At 41.0% G+C, this 16,637-nt stretch carries 11 protein-coding genes; 1 reads left to right on the top strand and 10 read right to left on the bottom strand.

Annotated features, from left to right (window positions below; translation table 11 throughout):
* Positions 1–409: 409 nt before the first annotated feature.
* Positions 410–3,088, top strand: a complete 2,679-nt coding sequence (locus J2S10_RS12605) for a UxaA family hydrolase (RefSeq protein WP_307408196.1) — start codon at positions 410–412, stop codon at positions 3,086–3,088.
* Between the two features lie 381 nt (positions 3,089–3,469).
* On the opposite strand, the gene J2S10_RS12610 is transcribed toward J2S10_RS12605, so the two are convergent.
* From J2S10_RS12610 to J2S10_RS12655, 10 genes are all read right to left on the bottom strand, one after another.
* Positions 3,470–4,720 (bottom strand): nickel pincer cofactor-dependent isomerase, group 22, encoded by a 1,251-nt coding sequence (locus tag J2S10_RS12610; RefSeq protein ID WP_307408200.1) that lies wholly within the window; start codon positions 4,718–4,720, stop codon positions 3,470–3,472.
* Between the two features lie 183 nt (positions 4,721–4,903).
* Positions 4,904–5,917: a 4-hydroxythreonine-4-phosphate dehydrogenase PdxA gene (gene pdxA / locus J2S10_RS12615; protein WP_307408202.1), complete on the bottom strand. Its 1,014-nt coding sequence runs from the start codon at positions 5,915–5,917 to the stop codon at positions 4,904–4,906.
* Between the two features lie 328 nt (positions 5,918–6,245).
* The gene (locus J2S10_RS12620) at positions 6,246–7,637 is read right to left on the bottom strand and encodes a four-carbon acid sugar kinase family protein (protein ID WP_307408204.1); all 1,392 of its coding nucleotides are present in this window, start codon (positions 7,635–7,637) and stop codon (positions 6,246–6,248) included.
* Positions 7,638–7,993: 356 nt separating this feature from the next.
* Positions 7,994–9,799 (bottom strand): PrpR N-terminal domain-containing protein, encoded by a 1,806-nt coding sequence (locus tag J2S10_RS12625; protein ID WP_307408206.1) that lies wholly within the window; start codon positions 9,797–9,799, stop codon positions 7,994–7,996.
* Positions 9,800–10,031: 232 nt separating this feature from the next.
* Positions 10,032–10,514: a nickel pincer cofactor biosynthesis protein LarC2 gene (larC2, locus tag J2S10_RS12630; RefSeq protein WP_307408208.1), complete on the bottom strand. Its 483-nt coding sequence runs from the start codon at positions 10,512–10,514 to the stop codon at positions 10,032–10,034.
* A gap of 20 nt (positions 10,515–10,534) precedes the next feature.
* Positions 10,535–11,329, bottom strand: coding sequence for a nickel pincer cofactor biosynthesis protein LarC (gene larC, locus J2S10_RS12635; RefSeq protein ID WP_307408210.1), 795 nt, complete (start codon positions 11,327–11,329; stop codon positions 10,535–10,537).
* Between the two features lie 14 nt (positions 11,330–11,343).
* Complete coding sequence (gene larB, locus J2S10_RS12640) at positions 11,344–12,111, bottom strand: nickel pincer cofactor biosynthesis protein LarB (RefSeq protein ID WP_307408213.1); 768 nt, start codon at positions 12,109–12,111, stop codon at positions 11,344–11,346.
* A gap of 13 nt (positions 12,112–12,124) precedes the next feature.
* A complete protein-coding gene (gene larE, locus J2S10_RS12645; RefSeq protein WP_307408215.1) occupies positions 12,125–12,934 on the bottom strand; it encodes an ATP-dependent sacrificial sulfur transferase LarE in 810 nt (269 codons plus the stop codon).
* A 445-nt stretch (positions 12,935–13,379) separates the two neighbouring features.
* Entirely contained in the window at positions 13,380–14,336 is a 957-nt protein-coding gene (locus tag J2S10_RS12650; protein WP_307408217.1) for a fumarylacetoacetate hydrolase family protein, read from the bottom strand.
* Positions 14,337–14,558: 222 nt separating this feature from the next.
* The gene (locus J2S10_RS12655; protein ID WP_307408219.1) at positions 14,559–16,571 is read right to left on the bottom strand and encodes a YjhG/YagF family D-xylonate dehydratase; all 2,013 of its coding nucleotides are present in this window, start codon (positions 16,569–16,571) and stop codon (positions 14,559–14,561) included.
* Positions 16,572–16,637 lie beyond the last annotated feature (66 nt).

Raw genomic sequence — 16,637 nt, forward strand, 5'->3', positions numbered from 1 at the left:
GTTATAAAAAGGCACACTGGCAGATAATAGCCAGGTGTGCCTCTTGCCTTTTGATTCTTTTTTATACCTTTGTTGCATTTTATAAAATATTTTTTTACTGATCCGTTCTTAATGATAAACGTGTGTTCACAAATGATGTTCATCACATAAAAGAACTAAAAGTCTAACCATTTGGTGAACCGACAAATTTTAAAAGAAAAAAATCAGGTCTTTTAAAAGTCAAACTTGAATGGCCTTTTTTGAATTAACGATTATAAAGAATATTCTGATTTTAAAAGTTTAATACTATCAATCTATGATATAAAATATGCATAAACATCCTCAACTTTTCTATTGGTGACCAGCAAAGATCCTGACTATGGGTTTATACATAACTCAAGTTAAATCTTAAAAAAGGAGTTAGAAATTTATGAACGCATCTTACAACTTTGATGAGGTAGCCAGACTCCCCTTACCCGGAGATAATGTTGCTGTTGCTACTCGCCAACTGGAAGTTGGTACAATCATTTACTTTCAAGGGAAAGCCCTTATCTTGGATTTCACCGTCATGGAAGGACATCGCTTCGCTGTGAAAGCGATCGCAATTGGTGAAGCTTTACTCTCATGGGAATTACCCTTTGGTTTGGCTTTGCAAGCAATTCAGCCTGGAAATTATGTTATCAACCAAGGTGCGTTGGACGCGCTTGGTATGCGTTCGCTGGACCTTGCGTTACCGGCAACGCCTAATTTTGTGGATTATTCTCAACCAATAAACCTTGACGAGACGAACTTCCAACCAGCTCCTAAATTGCCCGCTTACCCGGATACGCGCACCTTTATGGGATATCGGCGCAACCAAGCCCGCGGTGTCGGCACCCGCAACACGATTGTCCTGTTGGGTACAACTTCACTTACGGGGAGCTATGTTACCCAACTTGCGGCCAGTCTTCAATGTGAATTAAAGAACTATCCCCAAGTCGATGGGATTGTCCCTGTGGCTCATACTGAGGGGGGGGTTGAAGAACCGAATAACCTGGACCTATTACTGCGCACTTTATCTGGGTTTATCGTCCATCCTAACGTGGGTGCTGTCTTGATCGTAGACTATGGCAACGAAACTGTGACCAACAAGATGCTTGAGGCATATTTGCGCGAACACAACTATCCATTGGATGATGTTCTACATCAGTTCTTGTCAATCAAAGCCAGCTTTAAAAAAAACCTGACCATAGGGGAAGCGATTGTTCGTGATTGGTTACCAATGGTCAATGCCATGGAACGGACTCCTGAATCCATTCGCCATATAAAGCTTGCCCTGCAATGTGGCGGCTCAGACGCCTTTTCAGGGATTTCCGCTAATCCGCTGTTAGGTTGGATTTCACGGGAATTGGTTCGTTACGGAGGGTCCGCCAATCTAGCTGAAACCGACGAGTTAATTGGCGCTGAGTCCTATGTGTTACAAAAAGTACGAGACTTGGAAACCGCCCGCAAATTTTTAACCCTTGTAGAACAATTCAAGGAGCGTGCTGCTTGGCATGGCGCCAGCGCTGAAGGAAACCCATCCGGCGGCAACAAATACCGCGGCCTGTATAACATATACCTCAAGTCAATTGGCGCAGCCCGCAAGAAAGACCCGGCTACCCGCCTCGACCATGCTATTCACTATGCTGAACCAATGAAAGACTCAGGATTCCACTTTATGGATAGCCCTGGAAATGACCTTGAGGGTATCGCTGGGCAAGTCGCTGCTGGCTGTAATATGATTATGTTTACGACAGGTAACGGCTCGGTCACCAACTTTCCTTTTGTACCTACTCTAAAGGTGGTAACGACGACACGCCGCTTCCAATTGCTAGCCAATGATATGGATATCAATGCCGGTCTGTATCAAGAAGGCATGTCCATGGATGAATTAGGTAAGCAATCCTTTGAACTGCTGATACAGACTGCCTCTGGTCAGCTAAGCGTTGGTGAGAAGGCTGGCCATTCACAGGTGCAGATCTGGCGCAACTGGCGGCAAAACGATGCGAGCAAACTGGATACATTGCTCAATGCACCTCTACCGAAGGGGGAACCGATTGCAATTCGAACGGATGCAGGCGCCTACCCTATTCGTTTCACTCGCGACAGTGAGGGCATTGGCTTGATCCTGCCGACCAGTCTTTGTTCCGCTCAGGTTGCAAAGAAGATTGCAATACGTCTCAACCAACTGGAGTTTGGTCAACACAAGCATCTTTCGCGCTTTGTGGCCTTGGCTCACACAGAAGGATGCGGAAATAATGCCGGCCCATCTGAGCAGATGTATACTCGTACAATGGTTAGCTATATCACCCATCCGCTGGTCAGGCATTGTCTATTATTGGAACATGGCTGTGAAAAAACCCATAATGACTTTATGCGTCACCAGATGGAGGAGATGGGTGTTGACCCTGGCAGTTTTGGCTATGCCAGTATTCAACTTGACGGCGGAATTGAAAAGGCAACGGAGAAGATAGAAGCTTGGTTTGCTGATCAATTGTCTCAAACCGGGCCGACTACGAAGAAAACAGTTGGATTGGAATCTCTACGTATTGGAATCTTAAGCGATGGTTCTGTTACAAACGAAGCTGGTGATCAACTTGCATTGTTGACAAAAATGATTGTCGGCGCAGGTGGTACGGTGGTCGTCCCTGAGAACAGCGAATTGCTTTCAAAACCTGCATACAAGGATAATCTATTGGCAGTTCCTAATGTCCAGCCGTCATTGGCCTATGGCGAACATGCCCGAAACACCGGTTTCCACATCATGGAGACACCAACTGAGCATTGGGTCGAGACTATCACAGGCCTGGCAGCTACAGGTGTGGAGTTAATGATTGCACTGGTGAATCGTCTGCCAATGCAGACGCATCCATTTGTGCCTATGCTGCAAGTGGCAACAGAGCAGACCATGCAACAGACCTACACCAGTGATTTGGATCTGTTACTGACCGGCATTCCTACTAATTGGAACGGCCAGATTCTGGAGCGTTGCAAGCAAGTTATCGAGGAAAGCTATACTCCACGTCTCTTTGAACAGGGTAACGTTGATTTTCAAATCACCCGCGGATTGCTTGGCGTGACGCTGTAATTGGGACCAAAGCTGGGATAATCTAGTGTCCAAAAAGGACAATTTTATCTACGCTTTTTGATTTTTATGCAAAAGGAGAGCGGAAGTGTGTATTTCCGCTACTCTTTTTTTGTTTTGTTCGATTGTTGTTCTTTGAGTAAAATAAACTCAGGGTCATCTATTATGGTGAAACAAACTCCAGTGTCTAAGTGAATAGTTCTGACGAAATTTCTCCCTTTAACATTTCAAGCATCCAAAACGTTTTTTATTTTCTGACTCAAACTATTTTAAATACTCCATTTTAAGCCAAATTCCTCTTGGAATTTCTAATTCCACTAAAAACCCAAAAAGTGTAGTTCGGAAGAAAGTGAATACTCGATAATCTAAAAGTGGGTTCCATTTCTACATTGGCAGGAAATAACCATACTCATCAAACTGAAGTTCATGTAAGCCCTTTATGACTTCGATATTCTCTTTATTTTTCAACTCATTATAAATGACTTCTGAGACGAATAACTCTCCAATATGCAGTGTATTTGGAACACGGACAATTCTGGCCTCTTCAGAAGCAATTCCCCAGTTAGCCCTTAGTGCAGCATTTAATGCTTCCCTATCATTTTCTAGTACAATTGGAATTTTAGCACGATCCAAGAATGTGCTGGTAACAACATTTTCATTCATTTTTTGAAAATCGATTTTTTCAAATAAACGCTTCGTTGTTAAATCAGCCAAGCCAATCCCCAATGCATTGCCATGGCTCGCCTCACTTAAGTTAGATGCAATTACATATTTAATAATCGGCTTTTTCGGCTCTTCCACACCCAATACGCGAATACGGCCGATAATATTCGTATCCATACCTGTCCCACTGTAATTTTTGCCGATTTCATCAACTACTAAAATATCCATTTGATCAACTGGCAAGCTTGGCATTAGCTCAAAGGCTTTTACCAGCAACTCTTTCTCTCGTTCTTCAATTCGTTCAGTCTCAATTACCTCAATGATGGCGGTTTCCTCATGGGCATTTTCAACAATCGCTACCCCAAACAATGTATTTGATTTCCGGATCACCTCTTTTCCAACCTCAGGCATCATATCTCGGATTCCCTCAATACCGTATGTGTGCAATGCAAGTGCCTGTTTATGTTTTCCCATCCCAATCGAGGCCATTTTTAAAACGCCACTTTCAATATCTTTCTTAAAATCCGTATGCGGCTTAACACGTCCCATAATGATAATTCCATCAGCCTTATAAGCGTGTTGATCAATATAAACAGGAATACCAGCTGACGTTTCACCGATTTTAACAACATCCATGGAAGAACGAATTTCACAACCAGTTGTGACTTCCGTTACCCCTAATCCTTCAAGTACCTCGATTTGGCCTTCAGCTGTAGCTCCTCCATGGCTTCCCATGGCCGGAATAATAAACGGTGTCGCGCCTCTCATTTTGATTTCATCTGCAACACTTTTAACGATAAGTGGAATATTTGCAATCCCACGGCTTCCAACTGTTATTGCAATCTCCATTCCTGGCTTTATTTTTTCATCTGCTTTAACGAAATTAAATTGTTCTGATATCGTTCCAGAAATATTTTTTATACTTTCCACTACAAATTTTTGTTTTATTTTTGCGAATTTCGGAAGAGACATCCTTACATGCTCCTTTCAGTTTAAAATTGCTTTTTTATGTATTAATAATGAAGATTCCATTAAAAAGAGGTGTGGCATATTTACTATTTACCAAGATTATTAGAAATATATTGTCCTTCGATAAGTTCTTATAAAAATGATAGCAAGAGATCAATATAATAATCTCTTGCTGCCCTTTTTTATCTAAATCGTTTTGACTATTTTCTCAGGAGCTAATTCAATGGCCATCCTGATCGCTTCCTTGAGTGATAATTCATCCGCAATATTCTTCCCTGCGATATCAAAAGCGGTTCCGTGATCAACACTCGTACGAATAATCGGCAGCCCAACCGTGATATTGACGCCGGATTCAAGGCCTAATACCTTGATTGGCCCGTGCCCCTGATCATGATATTGTGCTACAACGATATCAAAGTCGCCGCGTCTGGCCCTAAAAAATAACGTATCTGCCGGAAGAGGCCCTTGAACATTAATTCCCTCTGCCTGCGCTTTTTTCACAGCGGGGATGATTTTTTCTTCTTCTTCACCATATCCAAAAAGTCCGTTTTCTCCCGCATGTGGATTAATGCCGCACACTGCGATTCGAGGGGATTTAATCCCTGCTTTTTGTAATGTATCATGGGCGAGTTTAATAACAGAATATTGCCGGACAACGTTAATTTTATTGATCGCATCGATAATTCCGACATGTGTTGTGACATGGATTACTCTTAACTCTGGAGCAGATAACATCATCGCGAAATCTTTTGTATTTGTTAATTCGGCTAATATTTCTGTGTGGCCAGGATAAATATGCCCAGCTTTATGAAGCGCTTCTTTATTTAACGGCGCTGTACAAATCCCCTGGATTTTTTCTTCATTTGCTAGGGCAATTGCCTTTTCTAAATAACGGAAAGCCGCATTGCCAGCTTCTGAGGAAACCATACCCCATGGTAAATCTTCAGAAACCAAATCTAAATCAATCACATCAATTGTCCCAAATTTAAACTTGGATTCTTCAGGTTGTGTAATCCTATTTAAATCAAGTTGGATTTTGGTTACTTCGAGTGCCCTTTTCAAAATTTTAAGGTCGCCGATTACAAACGGGCAGCATTTATCATAGATGGTCTCATCATTTAATGATTTTACAATCACTTCAGGACCTACTCCTGATGGGTCCCCCATTGTAATAGCAATACTTGGTTTATTGGCAGACATAATTACATTCCTCCCGTCATCATTCCTCGTTTCACTTATCCTGGTTCTGTTTTTACATACAATTATGCAAAACTTCCTTTTCATAAAAGATTTAGCGAAGACGATCTAATTATCCTGCAACCTATGATACATATTGTTCCCCTTTGTTCGTATAAATATAGTAAACTTCAAGTCTATTAGAATACGCTTTCATTTGAGCGTAACATCGATACTCTCCAACGGTGAATGGCAATCAGAGTTGTTCAATCATTTATCGGATACATTTACAACATGTTTGCAAAATAATAGTACTTCTTAAATTTAAAAAAGCGTTTTCATAAAATACTAATTAGGACGGTGATACATGTGTATGCTTTACTGTCGCCGATTCATTTCCATTTATCTCATTGCAGCTGCGGCACCAATAAATAGTTTCCTGCTCATCATGTATTTCAGTTAATGTTTGCAGTGCCTTAACCAATGCATGCTCGGTACCAAACGCCCCCGCTTTCGTCACAAGCGGCAGACCGTCAAAAAAGCCGCCGAACACCTTTCCGTATGGCAGGCCGTCTTCCACTTCACCGATGACCCGAATTCCTTTTCCATTTAATACTTTACAGGTAGCCCCAGCAATATCTCCTCCCGTTAAAACGGCACCGGATATGTTCCTGCTTTCAATTAATAGACCGGCGATCAACCCCATAGATTGGGCAATTGCACTGCTAGCTTCAAAGTTTGTTAAACCAAGTGAATGCTGAATAGCTCTTACCCGATCAATTGCTTCACTGCTGCGATTTGTAACTATGACTAAATCGCCTTTTAGCAGTAATTCCTGTCCTTCCTTGACAACACGTTCAATTTCTTGCGTACGCATATGGTCGTCGAGAAATTTCTCTGGAGAAATAACGATTTCCCCAATTTTCTTTTGCCTTTTCAACTCTTGAACCTGCAGATAGGTTACTGATGTCACACTGCCCGCTACGACGAGCACTGGAAGCCGATTGCTATCCTGACCTTTACGAAATGGTTCTCTCCGTTGCTCGGTACTGCAAAGATGGTACGCTATGCCTGCTGATCCTACCCAGAGTACATTTTCCTTCAGGAATTGGGCAGCTTTGACAATCGTCTTAAGTTCCTCCTCTGTTGTTGCATCAACCACAACAATTTTAGAATCTTCCCCCGAAGTCAACTGGTTCATTATTTCAGCTAGGTGTCTTTTGCCTTTTTTCACATCTTCAAGGGAGATTAACTCTACTTTCCGCTTACTTTGCTCCTGTACCAATTTTGGCAGGTAACTTTCATTTACCGGGCAGGTGGGGTCATTTGCAATTTCAGTTTCCTCAAGCGGCACACCATAAACATAATGTTTCCCATAAACTGTAATTCTCTCACTCTTCGGAAAAGCCGGAACCAAGAACGAGGTTTTAAACTTAAATACATCCATCACAGCATCTATTTCCGTGCCAACATTCCCTCTCATCGTTGAATCTATCTTCTTCAACACTTTTTTGATGCCTTGCTTTTTCAATTGCTCAGATAGAGTACAGACTGCCTCGTATGCCTTTTGAGAATTTAATGCGCGGCTTTCTGAATTTAATACTATGATATCGCTAGTTAAATGTGGAGCCTCCAATTGTGTGTCGGAAAATAACACAGTCGTATCCAAACATTTTTTTGCAAATTGTACACCAGTATCGTTCGCACCCGTTAAATCATCTGCTATAACCGCCAGTTTCACCATTCTTCTACCCCCCCTTGATTTATTTTCTACCCGCTTCTGTTAAGTATGTCTGCTCTAGCTGCTGTTCATAAGATCGTTAGATATTTCCGCCTAACTGTTTCATTTCGCAACAACCTATTGTGTCGTTTTCAAACTATTTACAACGTTTACATTTAATATAATACTCAAATTGGTTGCATTTAGCAATATATATTTATTAAAATTTCAAAATAGCCGCTAATTAATTTCTTGGTAAGTTAAAATTGTTGCATTATTAATCACGTTTGAATATTTTTACAAAAAGCTTGTTAATAAAAGTGTTGCTATTCAACATTTTGCTCTCTTAAAAGTGCCCTACAAAAAAAAGAAGCAAGCTTTTATTTAAGCTTGCGCCACAGTGTTGACCGGTTAATACCTAAACGTTTAGCCGCTCTGGATTGGTTCATCTCCTCTGCCTCAAGGACCCTGGTAATCACCTGTTTTTCAATCTCTTCTAACGTCCCACTTATATCAATAGTGGTAATTGAAGTATTGTTATTTTTTTGCTGATGTTCTAATTGATTAAGTACCGTTTCAACTTCTTTCTTTTCAATATAATAAGACTGCGATTGCGTTACTAGTTGTTCAATTACATGTTTAAGCTGTTCTACATTTCCTGGCCAATTATAATTGGCTAGTTCCTCGAGTGCATCCTGTCTGATCCCCACTACTTCATTTCCATATTTAGGATGCAATTCAGAAATAAATACATGCACCAGCTTTTCAATATCTTCGCTGCGTTCTCTTAATGGAGGTATATAGATCTTTAATTGCGCCAATGAATTATAAAAATCCCGTATAAATGTACCATTTTTAACTTTTTCCTCAATGGTATCCTCAGAAGAAACAACCCATTTCGACTTTTTTGCATCTTCCTTTTTGAGAAAATGATACAACTCTTTTTGGGTAATCGGGGTAAGTCTTTCGATGTTTTTTAGGTAAATTACACTATTTGCATACTTTTGAAAAAAGCCCTCGCTGATTAAGTTCTTAAGCAGTTCCTCGCTCAAAAGATCACTATTCAATGTGATAAATGGTTCATCATTGCTTTTACGTTTTAAATGAATAGACTGGGCAATTAATTCTTTTCCATTTCCCACTTCTCCCATGATCCAAACAGGTTCATCCATACCGCTGTATTTATCAATCTGCTGCAATATCTTCTGAATGGGCTCGCTTTTTCCAGCAATAGGGGTATAAGATACAGTCTGGTTAAATTCCAGAGCATGTGGATTTCCGTTAACCTTCTTGTCCGCTACATCGGCTTTAAAGTCTTTTTCGAAATATATTATAACAGTATCCTCATATGGACAAGCCGTTAATTTCCATAATGTATGATCGAAGTGAAGCGTTATCGTTTTCTTTTCTCTTGTTAATTCCGTTTGTTGTACCATCCTTTTAACACCAGGCGAGTTATATAGTTTTATCCAATTAAATTCTTTATTAAAACGCTCGTTTCCATAAATGATTTTCTCTTCACGTATTATTCCAATTGCCTGCTCACTGCAATCCAGAATCGATTGATAAATAGAAACATCCTGCTGCAGCCTCGAATATAATTGAATTGCCCTTCTCGCTTCTTCCAGTGAATCCATAATTGCTTCTTTACCCGATGTGATTAGCACTCCAGTCAGGCCTAATTGTTTCGCTGCCTGAACGGTTACTACATCTCCTATGACCACTTCATATCCAAGTTTTTTTAAATTCGCTAATTTTTCTTCAACCTCGGTATCCTTCGTGATCGTCAACGATTTAATGTCCAAATCAAGAAGTTTGCATATCGTAACTGCGCCTTGAGAGATATTTGGAAACCCGACGATTGCTGCTTTGCCTGAAAATCCTTTAACAAGTGTCAGAATACGCAATACATCATAGCCGGATACCTGAATATCAATCACAGGTATTGACGATTCCTCCTGAATCATGGAAGCAGTACCGCCGCGGCTGATAATAATATGATATCCTCTTTTTTCAGCATCCTTCGCTATGTTTGCACCCTCGTATAAATTACCTAATTCAATATGTAATTCAAAATCGTCCACTTCTTGTTGAATTTCTTTCATCATTTCAAACAAGCCCTCATAAGGGGCAATTACCAAAGCTTTAATCATTTTCCCTTCACCTTCTGTTGCAAAAATCAACACAGTTTTTCCCCTATCATAGCTCAACAAGTTTATTAAGTAAAGGTCTTAGTTGCACAGTATAGAATCTCTGCTACGATCGAAAAAATCCCTCCCAGATTGAAGATAGAGGACTTCCCTTTACCTGCAGACCTGAGAGGGATTCTTTAAAAGAAAAGTATAAAATTTTTGAATTTGAGAACTGTCTAGCTCCAGCGACAAGTGTACCTCACTAAACGGGAGCCCAGCGGTTTTCTTATTCCCATTGGTTTGTGCCAATTTTTCCCCATACTTTTTGGTAAACTTCTTTTATGGGAACATTATTTGCCTTTGCAATTTTTCTGCAATCCTCGTATTCCAGGGCATTTTGAACGATTTTTCCCTCGTGTAAGCCTTGTTTGACTGTCACTTCTCCCCATTCGGTCTGGACTTTATAAAATTTTCGGGCCAGGCGGTGAACGTATAACGGATAGTAGCGTATACCAAGTGTTGTCGTTTCAGCAAATACTATTTTTTTCATCTCATTGATTTTCTTCTGTTCACATAATAGCTGAAGCATAACTCCCGGGCGATTTTTCTTCATATATATAGGGGTATAAAACACATCATTGGCACCGGCTTCAAATAATCGGTCCATCACATATCCAAGCCATTCCCCCGGAATATCATCCAAGTTTATCTCCATCTTGACCATATCGTGATCAACATGTTCTTCAGTATGCGGAAATTGCTGCTGCATATAAGCTCCCACCTTTTGGATTAAGAAGTGCCCAATATAATACGTAAAACATTCGGATGTTCAGGGAAATCTTTCGTTCCTGCTCCATATCCTATAGAATCAACATTAAAAGACGGAATTGGCCCAAATTCCTCTATGAGGGCTGACAAAATACCAGCGCCTGTCGGGGTTGTCAATTCTCCTTCAATCTCCGTTGCCTTAATTGGCAACCCTTTCAAAATTTCTAAAGTAGCCGGTGCAGGTACTGGGTATCTTCCGTGTGCAATCTTAATATGACCATTCCCAACAGGAACAGCTGAAGAGACAATTTTGGTTACCTCCAATTGATCCAGAAGAATGCATGTCCCAACAATATCTATGATGGAATCAACAGCACCCACTTCATGAAAATGGACCTTTTCAAATGGGATATTATGGATCTTTGCTTCTGCCCTTCCAATCTTTTCGAAAACAGCCAGCGCCATCGTCTGAACATTTTCATTAAAGGCTGCGTTTTTAATGATGGTGACAATATCGGAATAATGTCGGTGGTGATGTGCATGATGGTGATGCTCATGAGTATGATGATGTTCGTCCTGATGATGACCTTGATGGCGGCTGTTATCGGTTGCATTTTCAGTCAGGATTACATCAAATTTCGTTGCAGAAATTCCTTTCTTAACAACCTTTTCCCAGTTCAGTTTATATTCATCATTTAAATCAAGTTTTTTTAATTCTTTTTCGAGCAGATGAATGTCGGCTCCTAAATCGATAAGCGCCCCGATGGTCATATCCCCGCTAATTCCCGAAAAACAATCAAAATAGAGTGTTTTCATTTCCTTCCATCCTCTTAATCTATTTTATTTTTATTATGATTTTTATGAATTAATGTTGCATAATAACCTGCTCCAAAGCCATTATCAATATTTACAACGCTGATTCCCGGGGAACAGGCATTGAGCATCGATAATAAAGCCGAAAGACCTTGGAAGTTCGCACCGTAACCAATACTTGTCGGAACAGCGACAATCGGATTGCTAATTAAACCGCCAACCACACTTGCAAGTGCCCCTTCCATTCCAGCAACTGCAACGGTCGCTGTTGCGTTCTCAATTTCATCAAGATGATGAAAAAGACGATGAATTCCGGCCACTCCTACATCGTAAATTCGTTTTACCGAAGCTCCAAATGCTTCAGCTGTAACTGCGGCTTCCTCAGCAACCGGCAAATCAGAGGTTCCTGCACACACAATGGCAATATAGCCTTTATATAAAACAGCCGGCTCAGCTTCGTGCTTCCAAAATAGCGTTCTTGCCACTGGATTGTAAGTAAGGCCTGGAACGGCATCGATGACTTCAGCCGCTTTTTGCTCGTCTACTCTTGTAGCCAGTACACGATTAATATTTTGCTTTAAGGCGGAAATGATCGAAATAATTTGTTGCACGCTTTTCCCTTCACCAAACACCACTTCGGGAAAGCCTGTACGTTTCTGCCTTTGATGATCTAATTTAGCAAAGCCCATGTCCTGAAATTGGGCCAGCATCGTTTTTGCCTGCTCCACATCTACCGTTCCATCTCTCACTTGCTTTAATATCGCTTCAATATTCCTATTTTCCATTGATGACTCACCTTTAGTTCAGACTTGTTGTTAACACTTTATTCATGCTGCCGCTCTTATAGCCTTGCAGATCAAGGGTAACATAGTTATAGCCAAAACCTTGAAGGTTTTCTATGATTTCTTTATGATGAGTTAAAACTAGCTGCATGTCTTGAGGCTCTACTTCAATCCTGGCAATCTCCTGATGTGTTCGAACACGCACTTGTCTGATTCCCAAACCTTTTAGATAAGCCTCTGACTTATCAATCTTTGTTAGTTTTTCTTGAGTAATTTTTTCACCATAAGCAATTCGTGATGATAGACAAGCAAACGATGGTTTTTCCCAAGTAGGCAAGTTTAGCTGTTTTGACAATTCACGAATTTCTTCTTTAAAAAGATTCGCCTCTTGCAGCGGCCCGCGGACTCCATGTTCTCTGGCAGCACGGACACCGGGGCGATGTTCACTCATATCATCAGCAATCAAACCATAAACGACGTTTTTAAAACCCTTTTGCTTCATAATCGGGACAACTTCTTCAAACAATCCATTTTTGCAGAAATAACAGCGATTCAGGTCATTTTCGGCATATCCGGGAATATTCAATTCAGAGGTTTCAATTACAAGGTGTGCTGCACCAATTAATCCGGCCAGCATTTTCGCCTCTTCTAATTCACTTGTAGGGTATGTTTCAGAATCTGCTGTAACTGCAAGAACGTTTTCAACTCCCAAAACATCTACCGCCACTTTTAAGAGAAGTGTACTATCGACACCGCCGGAAAACGCAATAACAACATTTTCCATTTCTTTTAATATTTGTTTAAGGCGTTCATATTTCTCTTTCAATCGTATTCCCCCCATTACAGCTGCATGTTCAATCTATACTGAAATTAAAACCTATAGTTGCAAAATTAATCTGATGTGAAAATTATTTTCTCTGATTCGGTATGTAAGTTATGCATTTTGCAACATTATTTTATTATAAGCGAATTTTTGCAAAAGTAAAAGAAATAATAAAGCGATTACAAAAATATTAATATAGGTTTATGTAATTTACCACAATACATTTTATTAAAAGCCTTTTTTATGAGTGGTATAGACTCTTATAAATGAAAAAAGAGCAGTTTCAGCAGTAACGATCTTAACTGCTTCTGCCCAACCCGTTTGACTCCTGTTTAAAAGTTCTACATTTTCCGGTATTGCCCCCATTCGAGGGGGCAAAAACATAGGATGCCCTATCCGGAACAATTAAAGGGTTTTGTACATCAGAATCATCAGGAATGTATCCGTTTTAAGAGGTTAGAATTGTATTTCCCTTTTTATGCAGTTCTTTATTTGAAATATGTTTTTTAACATGGTTGGATAAAGTGCCAATTTTTTCAATCGTAATGGACAGCTGATCTCCATCTTTTAACCATACTTGTGGATTTCTTCCCATTCCTACTCCCGGTGGAGTGCCTGTTGCAATTAGATCGCCTGGCTTTAAGGTCATTGACTGGGATAGAAAAGATACAATGTATGGAATATTAAAAATTAAATTCTTCGTATTGGACTGTTGCATGATTTCATCATTCAAGCATAAAGAAATATCCAAATTATGCGGATCTCCTACTTTGTCTTTCGTTACGACCGTTGGCCCAATTGGAGCAAACGTATCAGCTGACTTTCCGCGGGACCATTGACCATCGGTAAATTGAAGATCTCTTGCACTAACATCATTCATAATGGTATAGCCAAAGATATAATCTTCCGCTTCTTCTTTAGAAACACATTTGGCTTCCTTCCCAATTACAATTGCCAACTCCGCTTCAAAATCAACTTGATTGGAGTTGATCGGAAGTTCAATTGCAGCGTTTTCTCCAATAATTGCATTCGCATATTTTGAAAAAATAACCGGTGATGCTGGCGGTTCCAATCCTGTTTCTTTGCAATGGTCCAGATAGTTTAAACCTACACAAATGATTTTTTCCGGCTGGGCAATTGGAGCTAAAATCTCCACTTCAGAAATGTGAAATAATACATCTCCGCTCTTTTCCGAAACTTCATCTTTATTCTTAAGAAGCGTTCTAACATATGGAAGAACTGTTGCACTTTGTTCAATAAGCTGTTTCAAATCATTGGGGATAATAAATTCCGTAGAATTGTTTTTCTTAGACAGTTTTTCTAAAGCACGTAAGTCTAAAATATGATTCTCTTTTACTACACCAAGATGTGTTTCCGATTGGGTTCTAAAAGCCACAAATTTCATTTAAATCACTCCCTTTTATTAATTTGCTGCAGCTGCAGCTGCAGTGAAGGTCCGGTAGCTTCAGATATAACATGAATGCAAATAAAGCTTCCACTCCTAAGAAGGACTCAGCTTTATGTATGCGAAAAACTACTTGAAGTATATTTTTGGTATATCCGTGTAGAACTCCTGAATGGGCTATGCTATCAATCGCCTGTTAAACGTTTCTGGTCCATGTTTCTTTTAGTGATCCGTGTTTTGTACTACCTCAAAATTGTTCGATTCTAATTCAAGTGCCTTTTTACCAGCTTCTATTACTTTAATAATCTGGTTTACATCATAGACGCTCCCTTTCCATATTCCACCGCTGACAGATTGCAAAGCAGCCCACAAGCGAGTATCATCCGGTAAATCCGGATCCGGTTCTAAATTTGGATGGGGTTCCCGCTCTGCTAGAATCAAAGTTCCTTCTTCCGGAGTAAAGGTTCGTTTCCCTTCCCCAATAAAATTAATGCTTCCTTCCAGCTTATTGCGGTCTACGATAATCGTAATCACATCTCCTGTCCGTAGTTTTCCTACAGGTCCACCTGCTAACGCCTCTGGACCTACATGACCTATACAAGCACCGGTTGAAACTCCTGAAAAACGAGCATCCGTTATGAGCGACACATACTTCCCAAACGACAAGTGCTTTAAAGCTGATGTCAGCTGATAGGTTTCTTCCATTCCTGAACCGGAAGGCCCGCGGCCGATTACGACCATGATATCTCCAGCTTCAATTTTCCCGCTTTTAATTGCCGTAATAGCAGACTTTTCAGAAGTAAAGACTTTCGCTCTTCCTGTGTGGCGATAAATTCCGTCTTCATCTACAACAAATGGATCAATTGCAGTGGACTTAATTACAGATCCCTCAGGTGCAATATTTCCGGTTGGAAACGTTACTGTAGAAGTTAATCCACGTACTTTCGCTTGATCCGGGCTCATGATCACATCATCCGGATCTACTCCATCTGTTTCTTTAAGCCGTTTTCTGATTTCAGCGCGTCGTTCTGACGATTCCCACCAGTCTAATACTGTACCCAACTTCTCTCCCGTGACGGTAAGAACAGACTCTTCCAAAACACCCAGCCTGCGAAGATGAAGCATGACCTCCGGCACCCCGCCAGCCATGAAAGCCCGAATGGTAGGATGGTGTTCGGGTCCATTAGGCAAAACACTTACTAGCCTGGGAACTTCTTTGTTAATGCGAATCCAATCCTGAACCGTTGGAATGTTTAACTTGGCTGCATGAGCAATTGCTGGAATATGCAGCAACAAGTTTGTCGATCCTCCAAAAGCGGCATGAAGGACCATCGCGTTTTGGATAGCTGCATCTGTTAAAATATCCTTCATCCTCAGGCCCTTGGATTCCATGGTAATCACTGCACGAGCAGATTGACGGGCCATCTCCTCCCAAATCGGCTGTCCAGATGGTGCCAAGGCCGAATGTGGCAAAGACATTCCTAAGGCCTCAGCTACTACTTGAGAGGTAGCCGCTGTCCCTAGAAACTGACATCCGCCTCCTGGTGTAGCACAAGCTCTGCATCCTAAATCAGCGGCATCCTCTAAAGACAACTCATTCTGTGCATAACGCGCACCAATCGTTTGAACCTTACCAGCATCCTCTCCATTCGTAGGCGGAAGAGTTACCCCACCAGGAATAATAATGCAGGGTAAATCATGCATTGCGGCCAAGGCGAGCATGGTCGCCGGAAGACCTTTATCACAAGTGGCGACACCAATAACCGCCTTGCGGGTTGGTAAGGAACGGATTAATCTGCGGTAAACGATAGCGGCATCGTTACGATAAGGGAAAGAATCGAACATCCCTGTGGTGCCTTGGGATCTTCCGTCACATGGATCACTCACAAATCCGGCGAATGGTACGCCTCCTTTCTCTCGAATTTCTTCTGCGGCCGCCCGCATAAGCAATCCTACCTCCCAATGCCCTGTATGATACCCTAAAGCAATTGGAGTTCCATCCTCAGCTCGAATGCCTCCTTGCGTACTAAGGATAAGAATTTGTTTTCCTAACAATTCGCTGGGCTTCCATCCCATACCGACATTTTGAGATAATCCGAATAAATCTCCACTTGGAGAATGTAACAGCATATCCGGGGTTAATGGAAGAGAACCGGTAGGACCAGGGGCATGAGGATGAATCCGATACAACTCCTCCTTGTCCCTTCCCATAATATAGTGTAATCGCTCGCTCATCGTATCTTTCTCCTTTCTCAAAATCTATAAGGTTAGAATGTTATAAATTCATGCTCCGCTTTTAAA

The sequence above is a fragment of the Neobacillus ginsengisoli genome, assembly GCF_030813055.1.

What these genes read in the sequence shown, in the direction of transcription:
- pdxA (WP_307408202.1), bottom strand. Translation starts at nt 5,917, where the DNA reads ATGTCTGCCAATAAACCAAGTATTGCTATTACAATGGGGGACCCATCA.
- larB (WP_307408213.1), bottom strand. Translation starts at nt 12,111, where the DNA reads ATGGAAAATAGGAATATTGAAGCGATATTAAAGCAAGTGAGAGATGGA.
- larC2 (WP_307408208.1), bottom strand. Translation starts at nt 10,514, where the DNA reads ATGCAGCAGCAATTTCCGCATACTGAAGAACATGTTGATCACGATATG.
- J2S10_RS12620 (WP_307408204.1), bottom strand. Translation starts at nt 7,637, where the DNA reads ATGGTGAAACTGGCGGTTATAGCAGATGATTTAACGGGTGCGAACGAT.
- J2S10_RS12655 (WP_307408219.1), bottom strand. Translation starts at nt 16,571, where the DNA reads ATGAGCGAGCGATTACACTATATTATGGGAAGGGACAAGGAGGAGTTG.
- J2S10_RS12610 (WP_307408200.1), bottom strand. Translation starts at nt 4,720, where the DNA reads ATGTCTCTTCCGAAATTCGCAAAAATAAAACAAAAATTTGTAGTGGAA.
- J2S10_RS12650 (WP_307408217.1), bottom strand. Translation starts at nt 14,336, where the DNA reads ATGAAATTTGTGGCTTTTAGAACCCAATCGGAAACACATCTTGGTGTA.
- J2S10_RS12605 (WP_307408196.1), top strand. Translation starts at nt 410, where the DNA reads ATGAACGCATCTTACAACTTTGATGAGGTAGCCAGACTCCCCTTACCC.
- larC (WP_307408210.1), bottom strand. Translation starts at nt 11,329, where the DNA reads ATGAAAACACTCTATTTTGATTGTTTTTCGGGAATTAGCGGGGATATG.